We start from the raw sequence: 25778 nt of genomic DNA, 5'->3' as shown, positions 1-25778 counted from the left end.
GTTCATCCCGGTGTCACTCACCCTTCATCGAAGCTCCCTAAAGTAGCGCTCCACAAGCCAATTTTGGCTTGATATTGAATGCCAAATAATTCCTGGAGCCTCAACGATGAACAAGAATATCCTCGCGCTGGCCATTGCCGGCGTTCTCGCAGTTGGTTTGACTGGTTGCAATAGCTCGAACGATTCAACAGCCAGTGCAACCCCAACACCAACACCAACACCAACACCAACACCAACACCAACCCCAACACCAGCACCAATTGCAACCAGCGTTACCTTCTCGGCGACACCGGTAGCAAGCACGGATGCCGAGTTTGTAACGACCCATACCAAATCGGTAGCGACGGTGACGTACAGCGATGGCAGCACCAAAGATTTTCCATTGACGTACAACAGGTTGTTCAAAAACACCGATCAGGTTACAACCGTCAATGGCAGCAAGCAGGCCGCCGGCCAACTGTATGATACGGACATGAAGCCCATCATGGATCCAAATGGCGCTCCGGTCATTGCCGAAACGCCGGATGCCAACAGTCTTTTGAACGTGGACGGCAATCTGTTCATGGTAACCCACTGGGAATACGACAGTATTCTTGCAGATGGACAAAAATCATACAAAGCAGCCGGTTGGTACAGCCGTATGCCGATGGAGATGAGCCTGTCATCCATAAATCAGGACAAGGATGGAACATTATCGGTGGTCAGCCAGCAGCCGGTTGATTTTGCGAGCGTCAAAGGCGGTTGGATTTTCTGCGCGGGCGGCCCCACACCATGGAATACCCATATGGGTGGCGAGGAGGATTATGACCTTTACTTCGTGCCTAGCGAGAAAAAATACACCACGACGGCGGCTGGCTTAAAAGCCCTGACTGAGGTGTATTTTAATAATACGCAAACGGCAAATCCGTATCAGTATGGCTTTCCCGTTGAGGTCGCGGTTAAAAAAGACGGCAGCTATGACGTCACCAAGCATTATGAAATGGGGCGCGGTACCTGGGAATTGGCGCGCTGGGCGGCAGATGGTCGCACTGCTGTTTATGGCGACGATGGCGCCTACGCTGGTTTGTTCATGTTCGTGGGCGATGTAGCCAACAACCCGAAAGCAGGCGGCACCGTTTACGCAGCCAAGTGGAATCAAACATCACCAGATGGAGCGGATGGACCGGGCGCCACTATTTCCTGGGTCAAACTGGGTCACGGCACCTACGATGAAATCAAGGCCATCGTTGATAGCAACATCACGATCAACGATATTTTCGAAATCGCCTTAACGGATACACCCGGTTACATCCCGACCCGTGCTGGTTCTGCTCAAACCGTCTGGATTAAGCTCAAGCCCGGTATGGAACAGGCAGCCGCTTTCCTGGAAACACGGCGCTATGCGGCCTACTTGGGGGCAACCACTGAATTCACCAAAGGTGAGGGCGTGGCGTTTAATGATAAAGACAAGAAAATGTACTACGCCATCAGTTACATCCAATCTTCGATGTTGACTAACGATGGTGGTCCGGTCGATGACATCCGTGCGGCGGGGAACACGGCGGGGGCAACTTACACCTTCGATCTGGCGGCCAATCAAAAGGATACAGCGGGCAACCCGATCAACTCAGCCTATGTTGCCACCAAGGCATATGTGGAGCCGATGCTGCTCGGCAAACCCATTGTTGCGGATGCCAACGGTAATACGGCAGATGTGAACTTCATCGCGAACACTGACAACCTGTTCTACTCCGAGCCGATGCGTACATTGTTTGTTGGCGAAGACTCAGGTAACCACGTGAACAATTTTGTCTGGGCCTATAACATCGACAGCCAAAAACTCTCGCGGATTTTGTCCACAGCGGCGGGCGCCGAAGCCACCGGCTTGCAGATCGTGGACGATATTGGTGGTTATGCTTACATCATGAGCAACACGCAACACCAAGGCGACTGGATCAAGAGCCAAGATGCCAACCTGACCACGAAGCTGAAGGCCGAGGCCGAAAAACTCTTCGGCGTTAATAGTGTTGGTACATTGAATTACTACCTGCAAGCGGATGTGGGTTATATCGGTGGCCTGCCCGCAATCACTGCACCCAAAAAATAAGTCGGGTTCATGCGCCCTGCCGCAAGGCGGGGCCTAAGGCCGGAATGACTCTGGCCTTATTTTTTCACCAGCAATCAATTACCTGATTTCTATTGAAAAAATAGGATTTCATCATGCAAAATACCACCCAAACGCTGCGCTATTTATCCCTTGCGAGCCTCATTACCGTAGGCTTGGTCGGCTGTGGCGGCGGGGGCTCATCAACACCGCAGCCCCCCCAACCACCTGCACCAAATCCCACGGCGCAGCAACTTCCGCTGCTCGGGGAGTACATTAGCCGCGCCACCTTCGCCAACCCACACGCGCATATTCCCGCGCAGTGTTTTATTGAAACCGGCGGCGGTACGCAAAATGCCTGCCTGTTTTGCCATACCAACGGCGTGGCTGCACTCAAACTAGGCAACAACAATCCGCAGGCGGGGCTGAATCCCAACATCGGTAACCTGCAAGCCGAGTATGCTTTTGGCGTATTCGATTATCCGCAGGTGGTGAATTCCAGTATTAACCCCTGGATGAACACGTTAAAGCCCGAAGTGTTACATACGGCCGTTGTCGCACTGGGCGCCGATGCGGCCGACTGGGACATGCAAACCTATATTCGCCAAAACAACTGGCAAGCGGCCTTTGCCAAGCGCGCGGCGCTGGGCGCTCTGACTTCTTGGGATGCGGGTGTGGATTCACCTTTTCGCGTGTTCCCCAGCTTAAACCCAGATGATCTGCCCGCTAAAGCCGATGGGTTTGTACGCACGAATAATCCAGCAGGTAGTCTGTTCCAGGATGAACAAGGCTTCATGACGGGTTGGCGCGCGGTGAACTTTATGCCCTATGGCATTTTTACCCCGCTGGCGGGTAGCGTTTCTGGCATTTATATTCGCCTGCCCAAGGTGTTCATGCAAACCGCCAGCGGTGCGTTTTCGACCGAGACCTATGCCGAAAATCTGGAGTTGGTAACCGCGAATATCCAGAACCGACTCTCGTCGGGGCAAACGCATTATGTCGGCGCAGCCAGCAATATCGAGATCGTTCGAGGTCAATATCCGCTGGGCACCGAGTTTGCGCACCCTTTGCATTATGTGGATGTTCAGGCCGATGGCAGCAATCCTGCCGTCAGCCCCTTTCCGGGCACACGCGCGCATCGGGTCAAAGAAGTCCGCTGGATGATCAAATTACACGAATGGTATCCCGCCGAGTTTGGTAACACCCTGAAGGAAGAGTCCGCGCCGGTTTATGCCAGCCGGACGGATGGCTGGATTGAGAACGGGACAGGCTGGATCATCGGCGGCTTTATCGAGGATGCCAAAGGCGAACTGCGACCGCAAACCCCCTCCGAGTTGACCCAATGCGTGGGTTGTCATTCCAGCAATGTGCGCCAATCGGATGTGGGTCAGAACCCCGTATTCACCTCCGGTACGGGCAACACGATCGATTCGACCTGGGCGCTGCCACGCAAATTAAATGGCAATGCAGGCTGGGGCGAGATGAATTACCTGGGGTTCAAAGCCAACCCGAATGCCAGCGCAAACCAAACGCCCGGCACACTCACCATGCCGGAGCCGGTGAATCGATACGCGCAACAGGGCGAATTCCGCTTCTTTCTGGATCATGTGGTGGGTATCTCGCTTTATGGCGATATGCCTGCCACCGTCGATGCGTTTTTAGCGCAAAAAATCAGCACGGCTCAAGGGTATTCGCAGGATTGGCCAGATTTGAACGCGGCCATTGCCACCAAAAATGTCGTGGCGATTGAGCAGGCGCAGCGGCAGCGACTGGCGCTGATCCGGGAATTTACCGCAAAGGGTGCGTATCTGGATTCAGCCAAACGGATTCTGCCCGAATTATTCTTGCCCACTCTGGCGGACGCACTCGAAGCAGCCCGGCGTTATCGCGAGGTGGTGGTCACTCAACGCTTTGATTTTGGTAAAGACGTATTTGAAAAAACACCGGCGTCCTTACAGTATTTCCGCGACGAGGCAAATGGTTATGCCCATCAAAACGGCACACCCTATGTGGTGAGCGAGGTGGTGACTGATCGCCCCATCAATACCACCGTGGGTGATTTCACTTATGGCATGGGCATTGTGCCCACTCTGATTGACGAGAATAAACCGTTCTCGGCTGGTGGCACTTTTGCCCCGGATTATGTGCCACTTCTCGCGCCCGATTAATCTTGTTGCATTGGGAAAAAGCTCGGGACTTGCTATTGTGCGGCTTCGGGCGCTGTAAGCGTCATGATCGTGCGCTCTCCCAAACCCTCCCTTACCACTATCAGGTTTTTACCATCCGCGCTAAAACTGGCGCCTTCCCATTGCTCGATTGATGGCAAGGACACGGATGCGAACGGCTTTTGTAGTGCCGCGTGCCAATCCTCGTTTGCCTTGCGGTAGAAGTAATACACCGCGCTGTAGGTCAGTATCGCCAACCGGCGCCCATCAGGCGCGAGCGCCATGGCTGTGGGTTGATCGGCGTACGGGCTGGTGAATGGATGCAGCAGCCAACTGACGAGATCGGGGGCGGGCAGCGTGGGTAAATTGGCAATGAATCGCGCTGTGACGACCGCTGCTTTTTTCTCCTGTGCGCTGATGGGCTTGCGGTCGTTGAGGTTCACGCTGGATGCCAGCGGGATTGCAAACAGCCGTGCCGGTTTTTCCCGTTTGCTGAGCAGTAAGAACTCGTTGTTTTGCGCATCAAACACCAGCGATTCGGCATCGTGGCCGCCGCTATAGCCACCTTGGCGTCGCGGTGCGGGTGCTTGATCGGGATAACGAAAACGGATGAGCGCCGTTGGCCTCTGGGTGACATCGGTTTTGAGTGCAACAGGTTCTGGAACAAACCACAGCCGATAATCCGGCCAAGTGCCTCGATTGTCGCCGATATCGCCGATCACGAGCGTCGGGTTGCCATCCAGATCAAGGTGGGTGATGGCTTCCCAATCGCGTTGCCGAACATTATCGAGCTTGAGTGTGCTGAGCAACTTGCCATCGGCGTTGATGGCGAACAGGAGCGGCACACTTTTTTTAGAGGAAGCCGGCAGATTGATGTTGTCGTTATGCGTCCAATAGACGCCAACATGCTGCGGTGAGCGGGTCAGACCACTGGCTTCATCGACGATGGACGGCAATGTTGCCGCAAGAGCGCTGTGGCCGATAAAAAACAGCAGACAAAACAATGCCGCTGATCGGTATGTGTGAATCGGCGGCACTTTTGTCCGCAAGGCGGAGCGGAAACTCAATCTCTGCAATTACCCTGAAATTACTCGGCAGATTTGCCTTTGGTGTTCAGGCCGAGCAACGTGTATGCCGGGCAGAAATTGAACAGACCGGTCAGCAACGGGATGATCCCGATATAACCCCAGTAGCCAATGCCACCGATATTGAATACCGACAGGGCAATGAGCACCAGGCCAACCACAATCCGCAGAATCTTATCAATTGAACCAACATTTGTTTTCATCACTGAACTCCGGATAAATAAGGGGGAACGATTTAAGCAGGGCATGAAATTTTATAATGACCGAATAGAGTTTAGATTATTTCGGTCGCTGGTGATGTTTCACCAGGTGAATTGCGTGCCCATGCTCAAAGTACACGGTGAACTCAGGGTAAACCCAGCGCGTGATTGGCGGCTGATACTTGGTTCCCTTTGCCGGTTCAGGTGCCAGTTTCCTGCCGGGCTGGCCGAACTTTCTGGCCACCTGGGCCATGGACAGGCCATGGACGTAATATTTTGTTCCGGGCTTGGCCTGATTGATGTCCGGCTGCATGACCAACTCATCGGCCGATGCGACTTGCGCACCCATCACGAGCGCAAAACCGATGCCGAATGCCAACAGGTTGCGGACAAAACGAGAGGAAAAAGGCGAGGTTCGTTGATCCATAACAACAACTCCTAAGTGGGGCAAGACATAATCTTCCAGGGGTGTTCAGTCCGAAGTTTGACCGAGTGCACGTAGGCGACAGTGTAACGCGCTCTGAATCATTTCGGTACTCCTGCGGTCATAGTGTGCCCGCGGCTGCTAAACTGCCGGGCGTTTTATAAAAGAATCCGGCGGATACACGGCATGTTTCGATCTTTTGAGTGGCTAATCGGCTTGCGGTACACCCGCGCCAAGCGGCGTAACCGGTTCGTCTCCTTCATATCGGCGACGTCGATCATCGGCATCACGCTGGGGGTGACGGCGCTGATCGTGGTGATTTCGGTGATGAACGGGTTTCAGGATGAACTGCGCCATCGTATTCTCGGCATGACGGCGCACGCCACCATCAGCGAGAACGGTCAGGCTTTGCAGGATTGGCGTTCACTGGCGCAAAAGGTCCAAAACGAGCCGAATGTAGTAGCTTCCGCACCGTATGTTCAGGCCGAAGCGATGCTGTCGGCACAGCCGAATGTGTCCGGCGCGATCATCCGTGGTATCGAGCCCAAATACGAGGACGCGGTGACCGATATCGGCAAGCACATGGTCGCCGGTTCGCTAAGCGATCTCAAGCCGGGCGGGTTCGGCATTGTGCTCGGTGAGGCGCTGGCCCAAAGCCTTGGCGTTGCGGTGGGCGACAAGCTCATGCTCATCACCGCCAATGTCGCCGTGACGCCCGTGGGTGGCTTGTTGCGTCAGCGTCAGTTCACCGTGGTCGGCATCTTCAAGGTTGGCATGTACGAATACGATCGCGGTTCGGCATTCATCGATCTCAAGGATGCGCAGGCTTTGTTCCGGATGGGTGATGGCGTGACCGGTCTGCGGCTGAAACTCGACGACATGTTCCGCGCACCCTGGGTCGCGCGCGATCTGAACCTCAAGCTCGGTAACCCGTACTGGACGACCGACTGGACGCAGGCGAACGGCAATTTCTTCCGCGCGGTGCAGACCGAACGCACCGTCATGTTCATCATTCTCTCGCTGATCGTGGCGGTTGCGGCGTTCAATATCGTGTCCACACTGGTGATGGTGGTGACGGACAAGCGCGGCGACATTGCGATTCTGCGCACGCTCGGCGCAAGCCCCGGCAGCATCATGCGCATCTTTCTGATTTCCGGTACCGTGATCGGCCTGATCGGTACGCTGATCGGCGTGGGCTTCGGGGTGCTGATCGCGTCCAACGTCGAAACCATCGTGCCGTGGATCGAGCATCTCACCGGTACCCAGTTCATGCCTGCCGACGTGTATTACATCAGCGAAGTGCCCTCGCGCCTCGACTGGAACGACGTGTGGCACGTCGGCTTGATGGCCTTCGGGTTGTCCTTCCTTGCCACGATTTATCCTGCCTGGAGCGCCTCGCGTGTGCAGCCAGCCGAGGCTTTACGTTATGAATGACATCTCCACCACCATCGGTGATCCCGATATCGTGCTCGAAACCCGCAACCTGCACCGCACCTATCGCGAAGGTGATCTTGTCGTGCCGGTGCTCAAAGGGATCGATCTGGCCGTCAAAAAGGGCGAAATGCTAGCGATTGTCGGCGCATCCGGTTCCGGTAAATCCAGCCTGCTGCAACTGATGGGTGGGCTGGACAAGCCCACGGCGGGTGAGGTCTGGTTGGCCGGGCACCTGCTTTCCAGCCAGAGCGAAGCGGCGCGAGGAAGGTCGCGGAACAGTCATCTGGGCTTCGTCTATCAGGCACATCATCTGCTGCCGGAATTCTCCGCGCTCGACAACGTCGCCATGCCGCTGTTGATTCGTCGCTTGCCCCGGATCGAGGCGCACACTCGGGCTCGGGCGTTACTCGAAGCGGTCGGGCTGGGCGCGCGTGCGGAACATCGTCCCGCAGAGCTTTCCGGCGGTGAGCGTCAGCGGGTAGCCATTGCCCGTGCGCTGGTGACGGAGCCGGCGGTGGTGCTGGCCGATGAACCGACCGGAAATCTCGATAGCCATAGCAGCGACGGTGTCTTCAATGCAATGGTGTCGTTGAATCAGCGGTTCGGAACCGCCATCGTGCTGGTCACGCACGACAACCAACTGGCCGAACGCATGCAGCGGATATTGGTGATGCACGATGGTGTTTTGAGTCCCCGTTGAACGTCTGTGTGCCTCTCGGGGGTGGCCATTTAAGCAAACTATGTTAGTGTCGGGTTAGGCTCTGTTTGGCCACGTCGCAGCTCGCGAGGGCGCGCCGGCGGCTGATTGACTCGATTGGTTCTGCTTGAAAGGGGTTCCTTGGTGGCTCAGAAAAACCCGGATTCCTGTTTTGAAAACCCCAAGTATGCGGGATTTTCCCCGGCGCTCGACGACGCGTACCGCTTGCTCGACAGTGCACTGATCTACTATCAGGGGCAGCCCGTCGGCACGGTGGCCAGCACGGATCATACGGCGCCTGCCGTTAATTACAGTGATTGCTTCGTTCGTGATTTCTTTTCGGCCGGGCTCATCATGTTGCTTGAAGGCCGTGAGGATATCGTCCGGTCTTTTTTGCATGTCATCATGCTGCTCCGTGGTCAGCAGGAGGCGCTGGAAGGTCAGCAGATCGCGCCCGGTGTGCTGCCTGCTTCGTTCCGCGTGCATCGTGATGCTGATGGCGAGGAAAGCATCCTCGCCGATTTCGGTGACCGGGCGATTGGGCGCGTTGCGCCCGTCGATTCGATGATGTGGTGGGCCGTTTTGCTGCGGGCCTATGTGCGGTACACGGGTGATGAAGCCTTTGCCCGGACGCCGGAAATCCAGCGCATGTTGCGGATGATTTTAAGCCTGTGCCTGCAAAGCCGGTTTGAGGTGTTCCCCACTTTGCTCGTGCCCGACGGCTCATTCATGATCGACCGGCGGATGGGGGTCAACGGTCATCCGTTGGAAATTCAGGCCCTGTTCGACATGACGCTGTGTTGCGCCGATCTTTTGGTGCCGGAAGAGGGCAGCCAGTGGCTGATCGATCTGGCGCACCGTCGGCGCGTCGTGCTGCGTCAATACCTGCAGCGGTATTACTGGCTCGATATGGATGTGCTCAATCGCATCTACCGGTTCTCAACCGAAATGTTCGGCGAAGACGTCGAAAATCTCTTCAATATCTATCCCGAATCGATCCCCGAATGGCTGCCTGAGTGGTTGCCGGACAGATCGGGATATTTTGTCGGTAATCTCGGGCCGGGGCGTGTGGATTTTCGTTTCTTCTCGCAAGGCAATTTGTTGATGCTGGTGGCCAACCTGGCCCGGCCGGAGCAGGTCGAAGAGTTGATGAATCTGATCGAACTGCGTTGGAACGATCTGATTGGCCGGATGCCGATGAAGCTGGTCTACCCAGCAATTAAATCGCACGAATGGCGTTTGATCACCGGCTCCGACCCGAAAAACATCCCTTGGTCCTATCACAATGGCGGCAACTGGCCGGTGCTGATCTGGCCCTTCGTGGCGGCGGCAATCAAAGCCGGTCGTTACGACATGGCTTCCCGTGCCTGGGCCGAAGCCGAGGAGCGGTTGCTTCGTGATAACTGGCCCGAATACTACGATGGCCGCACCGGGCGGCTGGTCGGGCGGCGCGCGAATGTCCGGCAGGTCTGGAGCGCGACCGGGTTGCTTCTGGCGAGGCATTTTCTTGATGAACCGGACGTGCTGAACCGTTTGGGTTTTGCTCCTCAGCCGCCGGATGATCCCGAACTGATGGGTGCGCCATCGACACCTCAAGGTATGCAACGTGGAGGAGAGCGATGAACGATACGCCTGCGCACGTGAAAGAGCGCGCCGCCGAAACGCGGCCAGAATCCACGGCCGAGCCCATGGTCGAATCCCGCCCCCGGGGGCGCAAACCCGGGCTTTATATCGTTCTGATCAGCGTACACGGCCTGATTCGCGGTTCTGAACTGGAACTCGGGCGCGATGCCGACACGGGCGGCCAAACCCTGTATGTGGTCGAACTGGCGCGGGCACTGGCGAAGCATCCGGTCGTTTCGCGCGTGGATTTAATCACTCGTCTCGTGCGGGATGATCGTGTCTCGGCAGACTATGCCGTACCGGAGGAGCCGTTGGCGGATGCACCAAATGCACGGATTGTGCGGCTGCCTGCCGGTCCGGACGAATACCTGCCCAAGGAACAACTCTGGGATCATTTGGATAGCCTGAGCGACCATGCGCTCGATTATATTCGCCAGACCGGGCTCAAACCCGCACTGGTGCATAGTCATTATGCCGATGCCGGTTATGTGGGCATGCGGCTGTCGCTGCAGCTGGGCGTGCCGCTGGTGCATACCGGTCACTCACTCGGGCGGGTCAAACGACAACGCCTTTTGGCCAGTGGCGAGTCCGCCAGGGTCATCGAACAGAAATATGCGCTCTCCCGCCGGATTCGAGTCGAAGAGGAAGTGCTCGCGGCCTGTTCGTTGGTGGTGGTGAGTACTCAGGATGAAATCGAAACCCAGTATGGTTTGTACGACTGGGCCGATCCCTCTCGGATGGAAGTCATCCCGCCGGGCGTTGATCTGAGGCGTTTCGATCCAAAAATCACCGGGCCGATGCCTATTGCCGATGAGTTGGCCCGGTTTCTCCGCGAGCCGGACAAACCCGCCATCCTTGCCTTGTCTCGCCCCGACGAGCGCAAGAACATCGCCACGCTGGTCCATGCCTATGGACGCAACCCCGCACTGCAAGAAGTTGCCAATCTGGTCATCGTGGCGGGAAATCGGGATGACATTCGCGACATGGACCCAGGTTCCCGACAGGTGTTGACCGAGATTCTGCTGTTGATCGATCGCTACGATCTGTATGGCAAGGCCGCCTATCCGCGCCACCATCAATCGCAGGATGTGCCTGATTTTTATCGCTGGACGGCCGAGCGCCGTGGCGTATTCATCAACCCCGCGCTGACCGAGCCCTTCGGCCTCACGCTGATCGAGGCTGCGGCGTGTGGTTTACCCATTCTGGCAACGGAAGACGGGGGGCCGCGAGACATTATCCGGGCCTGCAAAAATGGCGAGCTCATCAATCCGCTCGATGCCGAAGGCATGGGCCAGCAGTTATTGGCCTTGCTGACCGATACGGCGCGTTGGGACAGCTATGCGCGCAATGGGATCAAAGGCGTGCGCCATCACTACACCTGGCCCGCGCATGTCGAACAGTACTTCGAGACGCTTGCTTCCATGCCGTTGCATCAGCAGACCAGCGCACCCGCTGTGACTACTGAAGCCGCTGCAAATGTCGCATCCACGCCGATGACCGTCGATCGCATGATTCTCATCGATGATCGGATTCTGAATACGGATATTGATGTCGCCGCCCTACGCGAATTGATTGCCCTGCTGCGCCGTCACCGGCGGCAGGTGGCGTATGGACTGGTTTCCGATCGCCCCCGCCACGACATTCTTGCCCTGCTCAAAAAACAGGGCCTGGTCGTGCCCGACGTGTTGATTACCCGGGGTGGTACACAAATTCATTACGGTGCGCGTCTTTCCCGCGACAAGGGCTGGAGTCGGCACATCGGATATGACTGGCAGGGTGATCGTGTGTATGAGTTGCTGGCCGAAACGCCCGGAGTCCGGCTGTCCGGTCGAAGTCACCAGGGCGTGTATGCCATTCATGGTCTTATCGAGGATGCGGACGCATTCATCAGCGTTGAAGATCTGGTTGATCGGTTGCATCAGGCCGATATTCCTGCCCGCATAACTGTGTTGAACAAAAACGAATTTCTGGTAACGCCCCAACGGGCTTCCAAGGGGTTCGCGATTCGTTATCTCGCGGCCCAGCATGACATTGCACTGATGCATATGTTAGTTGTAGGAAGCGCCGAAGCAGACAGCGATCTTCTGGGCGGCAACGTGTTGAGCGCACAACTTGGCACCGATACGCAGAGCGCGAGCGTCGTTCAGAGTGCAGACAATTCAATTTATTATCCATCGGCCTGTGGTGTGGCAGGTATTCGCGCGGCAATGGATTTTTATGATTTTCTGGGCGAGTGTCGCGCGCCGTCTACCGACCAAGAGTCCGGTGGCTCCAGCGGCGAGTCCAAACCCACGACCGAGGCATCGGGCCCTACATCATCCAAGGAGACCGAAGCATGACATCCGCAGAAATGACACCTTCGCCCATTTTGTTGTGTTGCGATCTGGATCGCACGCTCATTCCCAACGGCGCCCAGCCGGAGTCACCCGATGCGCGTCCCAGGTTTCGTGCCCTGTGCGCTCATCCCGGCATCCATCTGGTCATGGTGTCGGGTCGGCATATCGAGCTTGTGCTCGATGCCATCGATCAATGGAACTTGCCGGAACCCGATTACATCATCGGCGACGTCGGCACCACAATTTACACCCATCCTGAGCCGGAAGAAGGCCCACCCGATTCCTGGGCGATGTGGCGTTCTTGGGCGGCTGAACTCGGGCCCGATTGGAATGGCATGACCCATAATGACATCACCGACCTGTTCAGTGATATCAAAGCCATCGTACCGCAACCGATCGATCGACAAGGCGTATTCAAGGCCAGTTACTTCGTCGATATCGATGCCAATCTGGAAATTCTGGAAGCAGAGCTGGTGCGCCGTTTGTGGCAATTGGGCATTAACGCCCGACTGATTTGGTCTGTGGATGAAGCAGCGCATACCGGATTGCTGGATGTGCTGCCAGCCAGTGCCAGCAAACTGCACGCGATCGAATTTTTGAGCGCGACACAACATTACCCAATGGCGCGCACAGTGTTCGCCGGGGACTCGGGGAATGATCTCGAAGTGTTGGGCAGCCATATCCAATCTGTTCTGGTGGCCAATGCGCCGGAAGACGTCCGCGCGCGTGCGCTGGCGCTGGTCGAATCCGCCGATGTCGCCCACTCGCTTTATCTCGCCCAAGGCGGGCTGTTTGGCATGAACGGCAATTATGCCGCCGGTGTCCTCGAAGGACTGGTTCACTTCTTGCCGGAAACACGCGCGTGGATGGCGCTCGGCTGACATTCACGGCGAACCGAGGCGGTGTAACAGTGCCTGCTGCGCGTTGAGTGGCCGATCGCATTGCTGAACGTGTCTGCCGTGTGGGCCACTTTTGCTTACACCATTTCACGCTTTCACCAGGAGTATCACCATGAGCGGTCTTGATCAGATTTTTCCTACTATGAGTCAATGGTTGAGGGAATGGCAGGTGCTCGTCCCATTCTTCCTGTTGCTGATTTTCGGTGGCAGTTCGGTATTGCTTGTACAAAGATTTATGCGCCGGCATTTCAACCGGATGGTCAGCCACGCGCCGATTTCACCCGGCACGCTGCTCATTCTGCGCCGGGCAATCAGTCTATCGCTTTGGGTTGTCTTGGGTTTGCTGCTATTGCGCCAGGCTGGCGTCAATGTCGACGGCATCTGGGCCATGCTGGCCAGTATGCTGGCCGTGATCGGTGTCGGCCTGCTGGCCGTGTGGACCATGGTGTCGAACATCACGGCCAGCTTGTTCATCTGGATATGGCGCCCGTATGAGCTGGGCGAAACCATCGAAATGCTGCCGACCAATGTCAAGGGCCGCGCGGTAGACCGCAGCCTGATGTTCACCACCCTGCGTGAAGCGGACGGCACGCTCCTGATGATTCCGAACAACCAGTTTTTTCAGAATGTGACCCGGCGCTGGCCCAATAAAACTGGCGTGACGGACTACGAAGCCTGGGAAGCCGAGCGCAACTTCGGCTCGGCGGAATATGCCAGTCACCATACATCACCGAATCCCGCCGTACCTGACAGCACCCCTAAAGATGATGCCGTAACCTGAAGTTTGGCGTGGCCTGCTCCTTGCTGATGTTCTTTGCAAATCACGAAAAGAGCACACCGAAGGAGTCACACCATGCTTACGGTTTCCGAACATAAGGCTATCCCCGCCCATCATGTGCGGGGCTTTACCCTGATCGAACTGATGATCACCGTCGCCATTATCGGCATTCTGGCCTCCATCGCCCTGTTCGCTTATCAGGATTACATCATCCGCGCGCAAGTCAGTGAAGGTGTCACCCTGGTTTCCGGGCCGGAATTGGCGCTCGCCGAATGGACGGGCGGCCATCCTAATTTCCCCAATAGCGGTAACCCCGGCAACAATACCTCGCTGGGACTGGCTGCACCGGGCTCTATTTCAGGCAATTATGTGCAATCCGTCGCCGTCATCGATGGCGGCAAGATAGAACTGACCTATGGCAATAAAGCCAACTCCGCCATTGCCGGCGCAGCCAAAAAATGCACCTTGTCTCCCCTGACCAGTTCACCCGGTGCCATTCGCTGGCAAGTCGATTCCTGCGGATTTAATTCCCGGTATTTGCCCCAAGCCTGGCGTTAGTCATCCATCTGCTCAACGGCTGTTCTCTTTTTCATCGTCCGCCACGCGCAAGCGTGTGCGGGCTTTTGGTTGAGTGCCTGTCTGCCCCCGTCGAGGTATTGCCTTTCGGCCATTTTTGTCAAAAATTGACGACGCCTTGCGCAATCAGAAACAGGATTGTCCGTTTCTGACACGCGGCAAAGCCATCAAAAAAACCGTATTCTGTAGGAATGAAACCCCGCCGTATCTTTCGCCGTGTCATTTTGCTGACCTTGGGGTCGGTGCTGCTTTTGTTTGCACTGGTGCAGGCTTGGTTTTATGTGCAAGTTTGGCAACTACGCACACACAATCCGCAAACCACCGCCTTCATGCGTGAACGTCTGGAACTGATTCGAGCCGTCAACCCCAAGGCCAAACTCGATTACCACTGGGTGGATTACGCCGCCATCGCGCCCATTGCCAGGCGTGCCGTGGTCGCTTCGGAAGATGATCGCTTTATGGAACACCACGGGTTTGATTGGACCGGCATTCAGGATGCCTTCGAAAAAAATCTGGCCGAGGGCGAGTTTGCAGCAGGTGGTTCCACCATCAGCCAGCAACTGGCGCGCAACCTGTTTCTCTCGCCCAGCAAGAATCTCTGGCGCAAGGGCGAGGAGGCCATCATCACCGTGATGCTGGAGACCACGCTGGGCAAGCGGCGCATTCTTGAGCTGTATCTCAACGTCGTCGAATGGGGTAATCTTTTGTACGGCATCGACGCGGCCAGCCGTTATTATTTCCATAAATCCGCAGCGGCACTCACGCCGCACGAGGCCGCGTTTTTGGCCGCCATGTTGCCCAACCCGCGGTTTTATCAGGACAACCCCGGCAGTCGCGGCCTGCAAAAACGCATCCGCGCCGTCGAGGGGCGCATGAACTATTCGCGCATACCACCCCAATAAAAACCACCCGGAAGGAATCACCCTAAAGTGAAGAGCAAGGAACCCGCTGAACACATTATTGCCATTATCGGCCTGGGCTATGTCGGCCTGCCGCTCGCGGTCGAGTTCGGCAAAATCCGCCGCGTGATCGGCTTTGATATCGATGCCACCCGCATTGACCAATTAAAAAGTGGCCATGACCGCACGCTCGAAGTCGAGGCGGATGAACTGCAAAATGCCCGCCACCTGAGTTATACGGTCGATCCTGCCGATCTGCGTGAAGCCAGCATATTCATCGTCACCGTGCCCACGCCGATTGACGCGCACAAACGCCCGGATCTCACCCCGCTCATCAAAGCCAGCGAAATCGTCGGGCGCGCGCTCAAACCCGGCGACATCGTGATTTATGAATCCACCGTCTACCCCGGCGCGACCGAAGAAGATTGCGTGCCGGTGCTCGAACGGCACTCCGGCCTGCGCTTCAACCACGATTTTTACTGCGGCTACAGCCCGGAACGCATCAACCCCGGCGACAAAACCCATCGCCTGCCAGATATCAAAAAAGTGACATCCGGCTCCACCCCCGCCGTGGCCGAAACGGTCGATGCGCTCTACCGGCAAATCATCACCGCCGGTACCCACCAAGCGCCCAGCATCCGCGTGGCCGAGGCCGCCAAAGTCATCGAAAACACCCAGCGCGACGTCAATATCGCGCTCATCAACGAACTGGCCATCCTGTTCGGCAAACTCGGGCTCGATACCCAGGCCGTGCTCGAAGCGGCGGGCAGCAAATGGAACTTCCTGCCGTTTCGTCCCGGCTTGGTGGGCGGCCACTGCATCGGCGTGGACCCCTACTACCTCACCCACAAAGCGCAGCAAGTCGGCCATCACCCGGAAATGATTTTGGCCGGGCGACGCATCAACGACGGCATGGGCGCCTATGTCGCCGGCCAACTCATCAAAGCCATGCTGAAAAAAGGCATCCCCATGCAAGGCGCGCGCGTGCTCGTACTGGGGCTGACCTTCAAGGAAAACTGCCCCGATCTGCGCAATACCCGCGTGATCGATGTACTTACCGAACTCAAAGACTACGGTCTGACCGTCGATGTGCACGACCCCTGGGCCGACGACGCCTGCGCGCGGCATGAATATGGCCTCAGCCTCACCGCCGCGCTGCTGTCGAATACCTATGACGCCATCGTGCTTGCCGTCGCCCATCGAGAATTCAAAGCCCTGGGCGCAACCGCCCTCCACGCACTTGGCAAAGAAAACCATGTGCTCTACGACCTCAAGCATGTATTGAATGCCGATGAAGCAGATATTCGGTTGTAAATGCTTGGTTCACCATCAAAAGGGGCGGATTCAACACCTCTCCCCTTGTGGGAGAGGGTCGGGGTGAGGGGGTGAAGCCAGCACCCCCATCCCATCCTTCCCCCATCAAGGGGGAATGAGAAAAAGCCCCTCCCCCTTGTGGGGAGGGGTTGGGGAGGGGGAATTGGCTCGGGGTGAGGGGGTGAAACCAGCACCCCCATCCCATCCTTCCCCCATCAAGGGGGAAGGTGCTAAGGCTCCCTCTCCCCTAACGCAGCGAACGCCAAGCGTGCCGGGCAGGAAAGCCAGGCATCAAAGAGCCGCGGTGGGGGGAGATCACGCCTTGATCCGGTAAAAGCTGATTCCGGTTGATACAGTTGGGTGAAAAACGGTCGGTCGGGCCGGCAGCACAAACACACTGGCCGGCCAGCCGCTTTGCTCCTGATTTACCAATGCCACTACAATCTGATAGCGATGACCCGGTTTTGGCTGCAGCTGACGATCAATCTTCACCGCAATGAAATCGCGATTCAATTCCCGCGCGACAGCCGCCGATTAAAAACTCGCGCGCGCCATCGCATAACACCAATAACAGCTGGCTTAGCCGATCTAAATGAACAGCGGTTTGTTCTGCGCCTTGGCCGCCGCCAGCACCTCAGGGACATAGGCGTACCAGTTGACCGGATTGTGGGCGTGTTCGAGCAGGTAGGGAAAATCGCTCAAAATCAGGCGATTGTTAAACAGCGGCTGGCCATCGACACTGAACCAACGGGTGTACCAATCGGGCGTTTTCTGCTCCTGTTCATGGCTTTTTTACTGGGCTTGCGCCGTGAGTGAGTGATCGAGCTTTTCTGGCAGCGCGGCTGGAAATTTTGGCTAATCGACATCGGGGCGAGTGATTTCATGCCCTGCTTGCAAAGGCGTTGTATTAGCAGCAAGAACCGGAACGAGCAGATCCATGCTCACCAGCGTGAGCTGTACGAAAACGTTAATCAAAAATTCAAGCGCAAGCTGCATTGTGCTGATTGCCTGAGGCCGGAATCAAAACACCATCGGCAATCCAGTCGGCCAGTTGCGCGCGTGCAAACTCGGTCAGGTTCTCTGGCGCAACATTGAGCTCATGGGCCAGTTGTGCCAACGATTGACCTGGAAGTGCATCCTCATGGGCATCCAGCAGCACGAGCCAGCGCGCGCTGGCAGCTGATAAATTATAGATCTGCACCACGCCGGCATCATCCCGCTGGATCCAGAGCAAAGTTGGCTCGGTGGGCACTTCATCAAGCGAGAAATCGGCCTGATTCACCGGAAAGGCACTTTCAAACAGCACGCCTTGGGGATGCGGCTGCCAAGCGCAGTCGAACAGAGCGTCGGGCAGCGATACCGGCGCTTCGGGTAGCGCTATATCCTCGGCCATCCGGCATTCGTGCAGCGTCGCCTCAAAGGCGGCCAACTCCAACAATGCCTCGGATAGTGCTACCGCGTTCTGCTCCTGAAGAAAATCGAGAAATCGTCCGGGCACATCCACAAGATAAGGGGAGTGTTGCGGCACGGTTGAGAAGAATAATTTCACCAGCACTTGCCATTGATCATCGGCGATGTGGGCGCGCGTGCGCTCGTAGGTGCTTTCCAATATTCCATCAAAATTATTGAAGAACAGCTGATGGTACAGTTTCATCCGCTCGGGATCGCAACCTTCGGGCACCGGCGCGTGCTCGGGATTGCGGATAAAAGCGGTGAACTGAGACTGTAGTGTCAAAAAATCCGTGTTCATGCCACCGGCTCCAGCAATTTGTTGTGCGCACCGGCGGCTACACGGCGAATCTGGGCGACCTCCTGCATCAAATGCGCCAGCGGCGGGATATCAAAATCCCGCTCCAGCAGCGTCGGCACGGCCCCAAAACGGGTGTATGTGTGCGCCAGTAAATCCCAGACCGGATCGGCAACGGCGGCACCGTGCGTATCAACAATCAAATCGGGGCTGAGCTGCAAATGCCCCGCCACATGCAGGTAGCGCACGCGTTCGATCGGCAGGGCATCAAGAAAGGCCACCGGATCGTAGCGGTGATTGACGCTATTGACGTACACATTGTTTACATCGAGCAACAAATCGCAATCGGCTTGCTGCAGAATCTCGGTCAGAAATGCCAGCTCGTTCATTTCGGCATCGGGCGCGGTGTAATAAGACACATTCTCCAACGTCAGCCGTTGCCCCAGAATGTCCTGAGCGCGATGGATGCGCTCGACCACATGGCGTACTGCCGCCCGCGTAAACGGAATTGGCATCAAGTCGTATAGGTGCGCATTGTCCGTACAAAACGAGAGATGTTCACTGTAGAGGACGGGTTGATAACGATCAATAAATGCACGCAGCGATTTGAGAAAATCCACATCCAGTGACGCCGGCCCGCCGATCGAGAGCGACAGTCCATGCAGATACAGGGGATAGCGTGCCAGCAAGGACTCGAACTGCCGTTTGACAGCACCCCCCAAACGCATCCAGTTCTCCGGCGCAACTTCCAGAAAATCAAGATCGGGGTGTTCGGCTTCGATCTGCTGCATCAACGGGCCGCGCCGCAGACCCACGCCGACCGGCACGCGATTCGCATCGGTATTCATTGCAACCTCCTTCGCCAGTATCAAGGGGCGTCAACCCGAAAGCGGGGTAGTCAGGATAGCGTGATCGTGATTCGCTTTTTCGAATCACCCTCCACACTGTCAGGCCGGCACGTGACTTCTTAAAAAGGGCCCAAGGGCGACGCCAAATAATGACTTGGGCGCCATGTGGCTGACCAAGCAGTGTGCAGGGCACGAATAAATAGGCCCAGATAATTAAAGGATAGATCAATCCCGCTTAGGCACCGAATGCCAAAGCAAAATCAATCGATCCCCATCACGTTCGGATGCCCTTAGCCCACCGGAGGTGAGCCAAGGGAGACGACCATGTCGCACTTATTTTTTCATGTTCGCGCCACAGGAACTGTCACTCTTCTTCATGTTGGCACCACAGGAACTGTCGCTCTTCTTCATATTCGCGCCACAAGAACTATCGCTCTTTTTCATGTTGGCACCGCAGGAAGCATCGGAAACCTTCACCAGAGAGGCACCGTGCTGACTGACAAACGGATTGGCCAGGGCAGTCCCCGCCACCAAGGCAGCAGACAAGGCGGTAGAGGCAATCACAGCAGCTTTCAAAGTACGGGTTTTCATCAAAAAATCTCCATCAACTCATTAAAAAGTAAATACAATTCCACCGACCGGCGCGAGCGGAAAATTTAAATGCCTCACGACGCTCGACTGATTGCGAGCAGGTTCTTATCGCAATTCATCTACGCACGAAAGTGGCGATGGGATGCAAAAAAGATCGTTAACGGTTGAAATAAACTGAACGCGAAATGCAACCAAATCCCACTTGAGCACGTATTCTGAGGTGTGAGCAAACAGAAAAATGAAACGATGAGGGTTTGCACACCGCTCGACACGCGCCGCATGCATGCGATGATGAGCACGCCAAGCGATCTTCCAAGAACATCCCCGCGGATAATCGCCAGCGCAGTGTGTCGAACGACGGGATGAACCACCCCTCCAAACGAATCAAGAGGAGCCGGATCGGCATGAGCATGAAACCCAATCGATCGAACAAGGACCGTAACCAAGACGATGATCAGCTCACCCAGTGGTTGCAAGCCACGGCAGCGGGGGACCGGTCCGCATTCCAAAAACTGTATCAACGCACATCCGGCCCACTTTACGGGTTGTGCCTACGCATCCTAAAAGAGGAAGGTCGCGCGCAGGAGTGCGTTCAGGATGTTTTTCTGGCGGTTTGGCAGCAAGCGGGGCGATTTGATCCGGCGCGCGCGCAGCCGATGACCTGGCTGGCCGCCATCGCGCACCATCGTGCGATCAGCTTGTTGCGCCGGTTCAACCGGGAAATCACCACAGCGGACTGGGCTGATTTTCTGGCACTGGCCGATGCGCCCCTACTCTCCCCGGAGGGCCACCAAGGAGGATCGGTGGACGGCGATCCCCACGACTGGCAACTCATGGATCGCGAGGCCATGACACGGTGCCTCGAGGCACTGCGTGCCGAACCGCGTCAGGCCATCCACAAAGCTTTCTGGTTTGGTCACACCTACCAAGAAATTGCCGATGAACTCTCCACGTCACTCAGCACCGTGAAAAGCTGGATTCGACGCGCCTTAATCAATCTCAAATCCTGTCTTGGCTTGGTGAACTGACATGAACGAATCCACTGAACACATCGAATATGTCCTCGGTCTGCTGGACGAACCTACTGATCGGTTGACCGAGCGGGCAATCAAAGCATCGCCCGAGCAGCGGCGTGCCGTCGCCAACTGGTCGCTAATCATCTCTGATCACCTGCTGTCACAATGCGAATCGCGTCCGTTGCCCGGCTGGGTATGGTCACGCATCGAACGACAGCTCGATCATCAGGCGAAGGATGTCGGCAGCGCATTGCGACGTTGGCGCATGGCTGCAGCCATTGTCGCCATGATTGGAATCGGTCTGCTCGTCGGGGTCTTTGTGCCACATCAACCCGCTATGAATGCTGATTCAATCGCCATGATGCCGATGGCACAAGGCCAATCAGCCACATGGGAAGCAAAGGCAGATACGGCGACGCAACAGATTCAAATAACGAGCCTGACAACCACCGATCAACCAGCGAATAAACAAGCCGTTCTGTGGTTAATTACCCCGCAAGGACAAACGGTAGCAGTCGGGCGTTTGCCGATGAATAAAGGGGAAAGCGTCACTGTCCGTCCTGCACTCTGGAGCAATACGATTGCACAAACCACACTCGCCATTAGTTTGGAACCCACTGGCAAGCCGATTGGCAACAAGCCGGTCGGCCCGGTTGTCTGGCAGGGAGATTGGAGTAAAGCATCATGAGGACATGACGAAAACTCTGCGCGTTCAATTTCTTGCACGATTGATTTCAGTGCTGTACCCACCTTGGCGCCCTTCGTTCACGGATGACCGAGGGGCGAGTGTCGTTAGCACAAAAATGGCGAGCCATGGTCAAAAAACCGCGCGGAGTTGTGGGTCTGCTGGATTGACTTGTTAGGCACCTCCTGCAATATCTACCAAATATTGGTATTTCTTGGAGACTGCCCCAATGGCGAAAAACACCAGTGTTAGCTTGGGAGATCATTTCGATCAGTTTATTGCCGCCCAACTTTCAAAAGGCCGCTATGGCTCGGCTACAGGGGTAGTACGCGCTGGTTTGCGCCTGCTTGAGGATGAAGAACAGAAACTGGAAACACTGCGCCAATTGATTGCAGAAGGCAGAGCCCGCGGAACGGCTGAATACAGCTATGAAAAGTTTATGGCTGAACTCGATAATGAATTGAGTTAATGGGCATATTTTCCCTTAGCCGCGCGGCCAAATCTGATTTGCGTGGAATTGCTCGATTCACAGAACAACCCTGAGGAAAAGCACAACGCCTGCATTACCTCAAAGGCTTGGATGAAACTTTCAAGATACTGGCCGATTCGCCAACAATTGGGTATGCCTGTGATTACATCGAATCCGGCCTGCGCAAATACCCTTTTCAGAGCCACGTGGTTTTTTTCGATTGCCTCTCCGACGAGGAGATTCTAGTTGTTCGCGTACTTCATAAAAATATGGACGTTCATCAGGCTGTTTTCCCAGCCTAATGACGCTGTAGAAAAAAACCCTTGAGGGGCGAAACAGGAAATTTCAAGGATTGCCTTGACCCTTCCCGTCAAGACGGTAGTCAATTACAGAGCATTTTGTGGAGTCGGTTTTGCTCATGGTCATGGATATTCTTGCCGAGGAGGTTTTTCTACAGCCTCAACGCCTGAGCTCAGCGGCATTTGAGGCGATGCCTGCTTTTGCGGAAGCAAAAGTGGGCAGCGGGTCAAATGTCCGCTGCAGCGATTTGTTATGTCTCGTGTTCATTTTGGCGCCCTCTCAAAACGGCGTGTCCAACTCAATGCCACGGGCATCCAAAAATCGCAGCAACTGATCAAAAACTTCAGCTTTCGATTTACCTCCAGAGGTGCGGTAGATCAGATGCTCAACAGAAAACCGATAGTGCAATGCCCTTCTCGGGTTGAAAAAACCGGCGTATTCCCATTGAGGTTGATCCTCTGCCCACCGGAGCGCGAGGTAAATTAGGAGTTGCCTAATATCTCGTCCTCCCAAGTTTCGGCTGATTGCCTTAACTTCGTACAAGGTGTTGCCAACGCAAAGATCTGCGGTGCAACTACCGAGAAATCCTGCTCCTCGAACTTTCGGGCGAAATTCAATATCGGCGTGATGCAACCGAAGATAGTCAAAAAAATACTGATATTGACTGGCCAGCCGAAACGCCTCCTCGACCTCAACCACATTGAGGAGCATCTCATCGTCAGCAGATTCATATCGTTTTAGAAATAGGATCGCCTTGGCATAAATTTCTGAAACGAGCGCTGTGTCTGTGGAGATAGCAGCCAAAGGCTTCCCAGTCGCATGGGCAACCTCCGCCGCGCAAAACGCAAACTCCGCAACCAAATCATGCAGCTCGACCTCGCGCGCAATTGGAATACGAACAAACCTGCTCGACGGTAGATCAACAAGATTCTCACAATGTGCCTCATTGAAAACCCTAACAAATGAAGCCGTGAGCAAAGGGAGAGTATCAGCCCAAAAGCCATTGAATACTGACGCTACCGCTTTTTCCGAAATCACAGAGGTAGCCATTTGTCTCTCTGCATCCGATCAGCGAACCAATTCCTGGTCAATTCATCCATTGGGCTCCAGGTCGCCTTGATATGATTTCTCCAATGCTTCCCCTCATCACCCAACACGTAAGAAGATCCGATGAAGTAACGCTTTTCCCACTCAGAAAGGCCGGCATACTTCCGCTTCAGATCGGTGAGCCAGTAATGACAGGCCCAGTTAGACATTGCGACAAGAATCAATCGCTTTATCAATGGGTTGGTCTTCTTTTCGTATATTTCTATAAGGATTTCTTCCTTCCTTGCACTTTGCTTCTGAGCCAACGCCTGAAGGAAGAAACTCATGTTCAGATCGACACTCAAGAGGTGAGAGTCTGACTCATAAAGAGCAATAAGCTTTCGGTCTACGAAAGCCTGATCGTAATCAGGAAGATTTTCATACACCCCTCGAACCGCACGCATCACCGTGACGAAGACAGGTGCAAGAACCTCCACATTGTTCTCACCGAGCAAAGTACTTATGGCTCCGAACTGTTTGTTGGGCTCAAGGGCCTGTATCGCTTTGATTGCCTGCTTAGCCACAGTCGAATCAATGTTTGTCTTGGCAACTTCGCGTCCAAGAATTCCAATGATATCGATGTCTGTCATCGCGGCCTTTAGCGCTTCGTAATCATCTTCAGCCGTTTCAGAGTAAGGGTCGTACCGAAGTGTAATGTTAAGCAGCTTTTGTTCATCGCTAGCCAGCGGGTCGTCCGAATCCTTCGGGTCCAAAAGCTTAGTAGATGAACGAAACTCGTCTGCCGTCAGGATCTTGGTTTTATTCTTTTGAAGAACGAGCCCTTCATTGAAAAGGCTCTCTGACAACAGAACAAGTACGCGGTAGGCGTCTGTCTTGTCATCGCAGAAAATTGTGTAGTCGTCGACGTAACGACAAAATTTGACCCTGTTCCTCAGCAGCAGTCGATCCGTAGAGTCAAGGCACAATTCGGCTAGGATTCGGGATGCTGGGCCGCCGACAGGAAGGCCATAGGACACATTCTTAGAGAAGCTCATTAAAAGCTTCATGATCCTATTAGGCGCGTCGCCAGAGGACGGAAGCCGGTTTAATGCATTTTCTAGCCGATGGTGATAAACCCGAGGATAAAAATCTGCGATATCTGTGATAACAACATATTTGTACACTCCACTTAGGTCGAACGACCTCTGCCGATAATCCTTCCATGAACTTGCGGAGAATAATTTGGCCTCCCCTTCGTCCCATTCATATCGATATGAGTAGACGGAGGCATCATCTATAGAAATTCGCTGTTCTTCGATTTGTTCTGCCAGCGTAATGACCAAAGACAGGTAGTAGGCGTTCCAGAACGGCTGTATCTGGGTTGTCCAACGAAAGCCTGTATATCCGACCTGAGTGAGGGTCTCAAGAGTGTCCGGTGGATACCTAGCAATGAAATCATCGAAATTTGCGTGAATCTGCTTGAGCAGATCTTTCGATTCTTGCAACTTGTCGTGAAATATAAGTTTTTCCAACGGGAATGGAAAAACGTCCGTGTCGCCATGACGAGCTATGTTTTTAAGCGCAATTTCAATTGCTGCGTCGATGTGCATGGTTTTCCTTAAGTTCTACGCCTAGATGACTCTAGGGCCAGGATACTGCAAGGCTGGATTGAGGCACCAAGAGACATAACGCCGTGTTGAGCGGCGCGGCCAAACAACAACCGAAGCGGCACGCTGTCTCACCGCGTCCGCCTCGAACACACAGTTATGCATTTATTTGTTCGTAAGATAGGCTACTACACCATCTGTATATTTTGTAATAACCTGACTCGCAACGCCCCAAGCGGCACATTCTTTTATTGAGATTTTAGCGTTTCCGATCTCTTTTCCAGTTATTTTGTCAGTTACAACAACCGTACTGCTAATATTATCGCATCCGGCCATGATACCCACAGTCAGGCGAGCCGCATCATCTCTCATTCTAAAGGTGTGTATATTCACAATGACTGAGTGCTGAGAGTTGTTTTCATCAGAAGCTAATAAGCCTTTTTGTGACAGACCTTCTCTGATTTGATTTTCAAGTAACTGCTTCTGCTCCGAAGGTATAGACACTCCTGAATCTTGCTTAATTGATAGTGCAAGCTGGCTTCTATTACCTGGGACATAAGCTTTAGAAACTGTTGAGTCGATGCTTGCGCATCCGAAAGATAAAACGGCGACAAAAAATATTGTAATTATTGTTTTCATTTATATGGCTCCTCGTCGTGTGTAAATGATACAGTGCCTAACACCCAATATACACCTTGGCAGGTGCATATTCAGACAAGCGGCAGGTGTATAAATCGACTCTCATTCATCCATCCCTTTGTTTTAATTGGCTCGATAAGAAATAGGGGGGCGTTGATGGATATAAACACCCCTTCACCAAAATCACTCAATCAGGTTCGGGCAGCTCGAATAACCCGATATTTTCAATGAATTCTGCCACTGAATCATGCCTGTGGCCGAATCCGGCTCAAATTCCACAACAAACGGCTACCTTTCCAAGCAGCTTTGCCCGGTTTTTACTCCGAATCTCCATGGT

General features: G+C 54.8%; 24 protein-coding genes and 1 pseudogene. 15 read left to right on the top strand and 10 right to left on the bottom strand.

Going from position 1 to position 25778, the window contains the following annotated elements; genetic code table 11:
* The first annotated feature begins 106 nt into the window (after positions 1-106).
* Both M7R55_RS12110 and M7R55_RS12105 read left to right on the top strand, forming a co-directional pair.
* Entirely contained in the window at positions 107-2086 is a 1980-nt protein-coding gene (locus M7R55_RS12110; RefSeq protein ID WP_298220922.1) for an alkaline phosphatase PhoX, read from the top strand.
* Positions 2087-2199: 113 nt separating this feature from the next.
* Positions 2200-4251: a hypothetical protein gene (locus M7R55_RS12105; protein WP_298220920.1), complete on the top strand. Its 2052-nt coding sequence runs from the start codon at positions 2200-2202 to the stop codon at positions 4249-4251.
* 32 nt (positions 4252-4283) lie between these two features.
* On the opposite strand, the gene M7R55_RS12100 is transcribed toward M7R55_RS12105, so the two are convergent.
* The 3 genes from M7R55_RS12100 to M7R55_RS12090 all read right to left on the bottom strand — a co-directional run bounded on the left by M7R55_RS12100 (position 4284) and on the right by M7R55_RS12090 (position 5960).
* Positions 4284-5315 (bottom strand): hypothetical protein, encoded by a 1032-nt coding sequence (locus tag M7R55_RS12100; RefSeq protein WP_298220918.1) that lies wholly within the window; start codon positions 5313-5315, stop codon positions 4284-4286.
* A 20-nt stretch (positions 5316-5335) separates the two neighbouring features.
* The gene (locus M7R55_RS12095) at positions 5336-5536 is read right to left on the bottom strand and encodes a DUF2892 domain-containing protein (RefSeq protein ID WP_290679924.1); all 201 of its coding nucleotides are present in this window, start codon (positions 5534-5536) and stop codon (positions 5336-5338) included.
* A gap of 76 nt (positions 5537-5612) precedes the next feature.
* A complete protein-coding gene (locus tag M7R55_RS12090) occupies positions 5613-5960 on the bottom strand; it encodes a hypothetical protein (protein WP_298220915.1) in 348 nt (115 codons plus the stop codon).
* Between the two features lie 183 nt (positions 5961-6143).
* On the opposite strand from M7R55_RS12090, the gene M7R55_RS12085 reads away from it, so the two are divergent.
* The 9 genes from M7R55_RS12085 to tviB all read left to right on the top strand — a co-directional run bounded on the left by M7R55_RS12085 (position 6144) and on the right by tviB (position 16513).
* Positions 6144-7391 carry a lipoprotein-releasing ABC transporter permease subunit gene (locus M7R55_RS12085; protein WP_298220913.1) on the top strand — a complete coding sequence of 416 codons (1248 nt, stop codon included), beginning with the start codon at positions 6144-6146 and terminating at the stop codon, positions 7389-7391.
* A complete protein-coding gene (locus tag M7R55_RS12080) occupies positions 7384-8091 on the top strand; it encodes an ABC transporter ATP-binding protein (protein WP_298220911.1) in 708 nt (235 codons plus the stop codon). The genes M7R55_RS12085 and M7R55_RS12080 overlap by 8 nt, the downstream gene beginning before the upstream one ends.
* Positions 8092-8232: 141 nt before the next feature.
* On the top strand, positions 8233-9711 hold the full coding sequence (locus M7R55_RS12075) for a glycoside hydrolase 100 family protein (RefSeq protein ID WP_298220909.1): 1479 nt from the start codon (positions 8233-8235) through the stop codon (positions 9709-9711).
* Positions 9708-12050: an HAD family hydrolase gene (locus M7R55_RS12070; protein WP_298220907.1), complete on the top strand. Its 2343-nt coding sequence runs from the start codon at positions 9708-9710 to the stop codon at positions 12048-12050. Before M7R55_RS12075 ends, M7R55_RS12070 begins: the two co-directional genes overlap by 4 nt.
* Positions 12047-12928, top strand: a complete 882-nt coding sequence (locus tag M7R55_RS12065; protein WP_298220905.1) for an HAD-IIB family hydrolase — start codon at positions 12047-12049, stop codon at positions 12926-12928. Before M7R55_RS12070 ends, M7R55_RS12065 begins: the two co-directional genes overlap by 4 nt.
* 130 nt (positions 12929-13058) lie before the next feature.
* Entirely contained in the window at positions 13059-13727 is a 669-nt protein-coding gene (locus M7R55_RS12060; RefSeq protein WP_298220903.1) for a mechanosensitive ion channel domain-containing protein, read from the top strand.
* 72 nt (positions 13728-13799) lie between these two features.
* Positions 13800-14282, top strand: a complete 483-nt coding sequence (locus tag M7R55_RS12055; RefSeq protein WP_298220901.1) for a pilin — start codon at positions 13800-13802, stop codon at positions 14280-14282.
* Positions 14283-14491: 209 nt separating this feature from the next.
* Complete coding sequence (gene mtgA / locus M7R55_RS12050) at positions 14492-15202, top strand: monofunctional biosynthetic peptidoglycan transglycosylase (RefSeq protein WP_298220899.1); 711 nt, start codon at positions 14492-14494, stop codon at positions 15200-15202.
* Between the two features lie 27 nt (positions 15203-15229).
* A complete protein-coding gene (gene tviB / locus M7R55_RS12045) occupies positions 15230-16513 on the top strand; it encodes a Vi polysaccharide biosynthesis UDP-N-acetylglucosamine C-6 dehydrogenase TviB (RefSeq protein WP_298220897.1) in 1284 nt (427 codons plus the stop codon).
* A gap of 315 nt (positions 16514-16828) precedes the next feature.
* Here tviB and M7R55_RS12315 read toward each other — a convergent pair.
* The 4 genes and pseudogenes from M7R55_RS12315 to M7R55_RS12025 all read right to left on the bottom strand — a co-directional run bounded on the left by M7R55_RS12315 (position 16829) and on the right by M7R55_RS12025 (position 19699).
* Positions 16829-17215, bottom strand: a pseudogene (locus M7R55_RS12315) (DUF255 domain-containing protein).
* Positions 17216-17492: 277 nt separating this feature from the next.
* Complete coding sequence (locus M7R55_RS12035) at positions 17493-18263, bottom strand: putative DNA-binding domain-containing protein (protein WP_298220893.1); 771 nt, start codon at positions 18261-18263, stop codon at positions 17493-17495.
* Entirely contained in the window at positions 18260-19108 is an 849-nt protein-coding gene (locus M7R55_RS12030) for a DUF692 domain-containing protein (protein WP_298220891.1), read from the bottom strand. The genes M7R55_RS12035 and M7R55_RS12030 overlap by 4 nt, the downstream gene beginning before the upstream one ends.
* A 333-nt stretch (positions 19109-19441) precedes the next feature.
* Positions 19442-19699: a hypothetical protein gene (locus M7R55_RS12025; protein ID WP_012823189.1), complete on the bottom strand. Its 258-nt coding sequence runs from the start codon at positions 19697-19699 to the stop codon at positions 19442-19444.
* Positions 19700-20103: 404 nt separating this feature from the next.
* Here M7R55_RS12025 and M7R55_RS12020 point away from each other — a divergent pair, with 404 nt between their 5' ends.
* From M7R55_RS12020 to M7R55_RS12310, 4 genes are all read left to right on the top strand, one after another.
* Complete coding sequence (locus M7R55_RS12020; protein ID WP_298220888.1) at positions 20104-20727, top strand: sigma-70 family RNA polymerase sigma factor; 624 nt, start codon at positions 20104-20106, stop codon at positions 20725-20727.
* A gap of 1 nt (position 20728) precedes the next feature.
* On the top strand, positions 20729-21403 hold the full coding sequence (locus M7R55_RS12015) for an anti-sigma factor (protein ID WP_298220886.1): 675 nt from the start codon (positions 20729-20731) through the stop codon (positions 21401-21403).
* Between the two features lie 226 nt (positions 21404-21629).
* Positions 21630-21869 (top strand): type II toxin-antitoxin system ParD family antitoxin, encoded by a 240-nt coding sequence (locus M7R55_RS12010; RefSeq protein ID WP_298220884.1) that lies wholly within the window; start codon positions 21630-21632, stop codon positions 21867-21869.
* Between the two features lie 89 nt (positions 21870-21958).
* On the top strand, positions 21959-22171 hold the full coding sequence (locus tag M7R55_RS12310; protein ID WP_366881192.1) for a type II toxin-antitoxin system RelE/ParE family toxin: 213 nt from the start codon (positions 21959-21961) through the stop codon (positions 22169-22171).
* 277 nt (positions 22172-22448) lie between these two features.
* Here the strand turns inward: M7R55_RS12310 and M7R55_RS12005 are convergent, their stop codons facing one another.
* The 3 genes from M7R55_RS12005 to M7R55_RS11995 form a co-directional block, all read right to left on the bottom strand.
* Positions 22449-23219 (bottom strand): hypothetical protein, encoded by a 771-nt coding sequence (locus M7R55_RS12005; protein ID WP_298220882.1) that lies wholly within the window; start codon positions 23217-23219, stop codon positions 22449-22451.
* Entirely contained in the window at positions 23204-24805 is a 1602-nt protein-coding gene (locus M7R55_RS12000) for an RNA-directed DNA polymerase (RefSeq protein WP_298220880.1), read from the bottom strand. Before M7R55_RS12000 ends, M7R55_RS12005 begins: the two co-directional genes overlap by 16 nt.
* Positions 24806-24967: 162 nt before the next feature.
* On the bottom strand, positions 24968-25441 hold the full coding sequence (locus M7R55_RS11995) for a DUF4410 domain-containing protein (RefSeq protein WP_298220878.1): 474 nt from the start codon (positions 25439-25441) through the stop codon (positions 24968-24970).
* Between the last annotated feature and the right edge of the window lie 337 nt (positions 25442-25778).

It is taken from the genome of Halothiobacillus sp., assembly GCF_027346185.1.
Taxonomy (GTDB): domain Bacteria; phylum Pseudomonadota; class Gammaproteobacteria; order Halothiobacillales; family Halothiobacillaceae; genus Halothiobacillus.
Note: the sequence above shows the minus strand (reverse complement) of the source record. Positions and strands in the feature narration are given on the sequence as shown.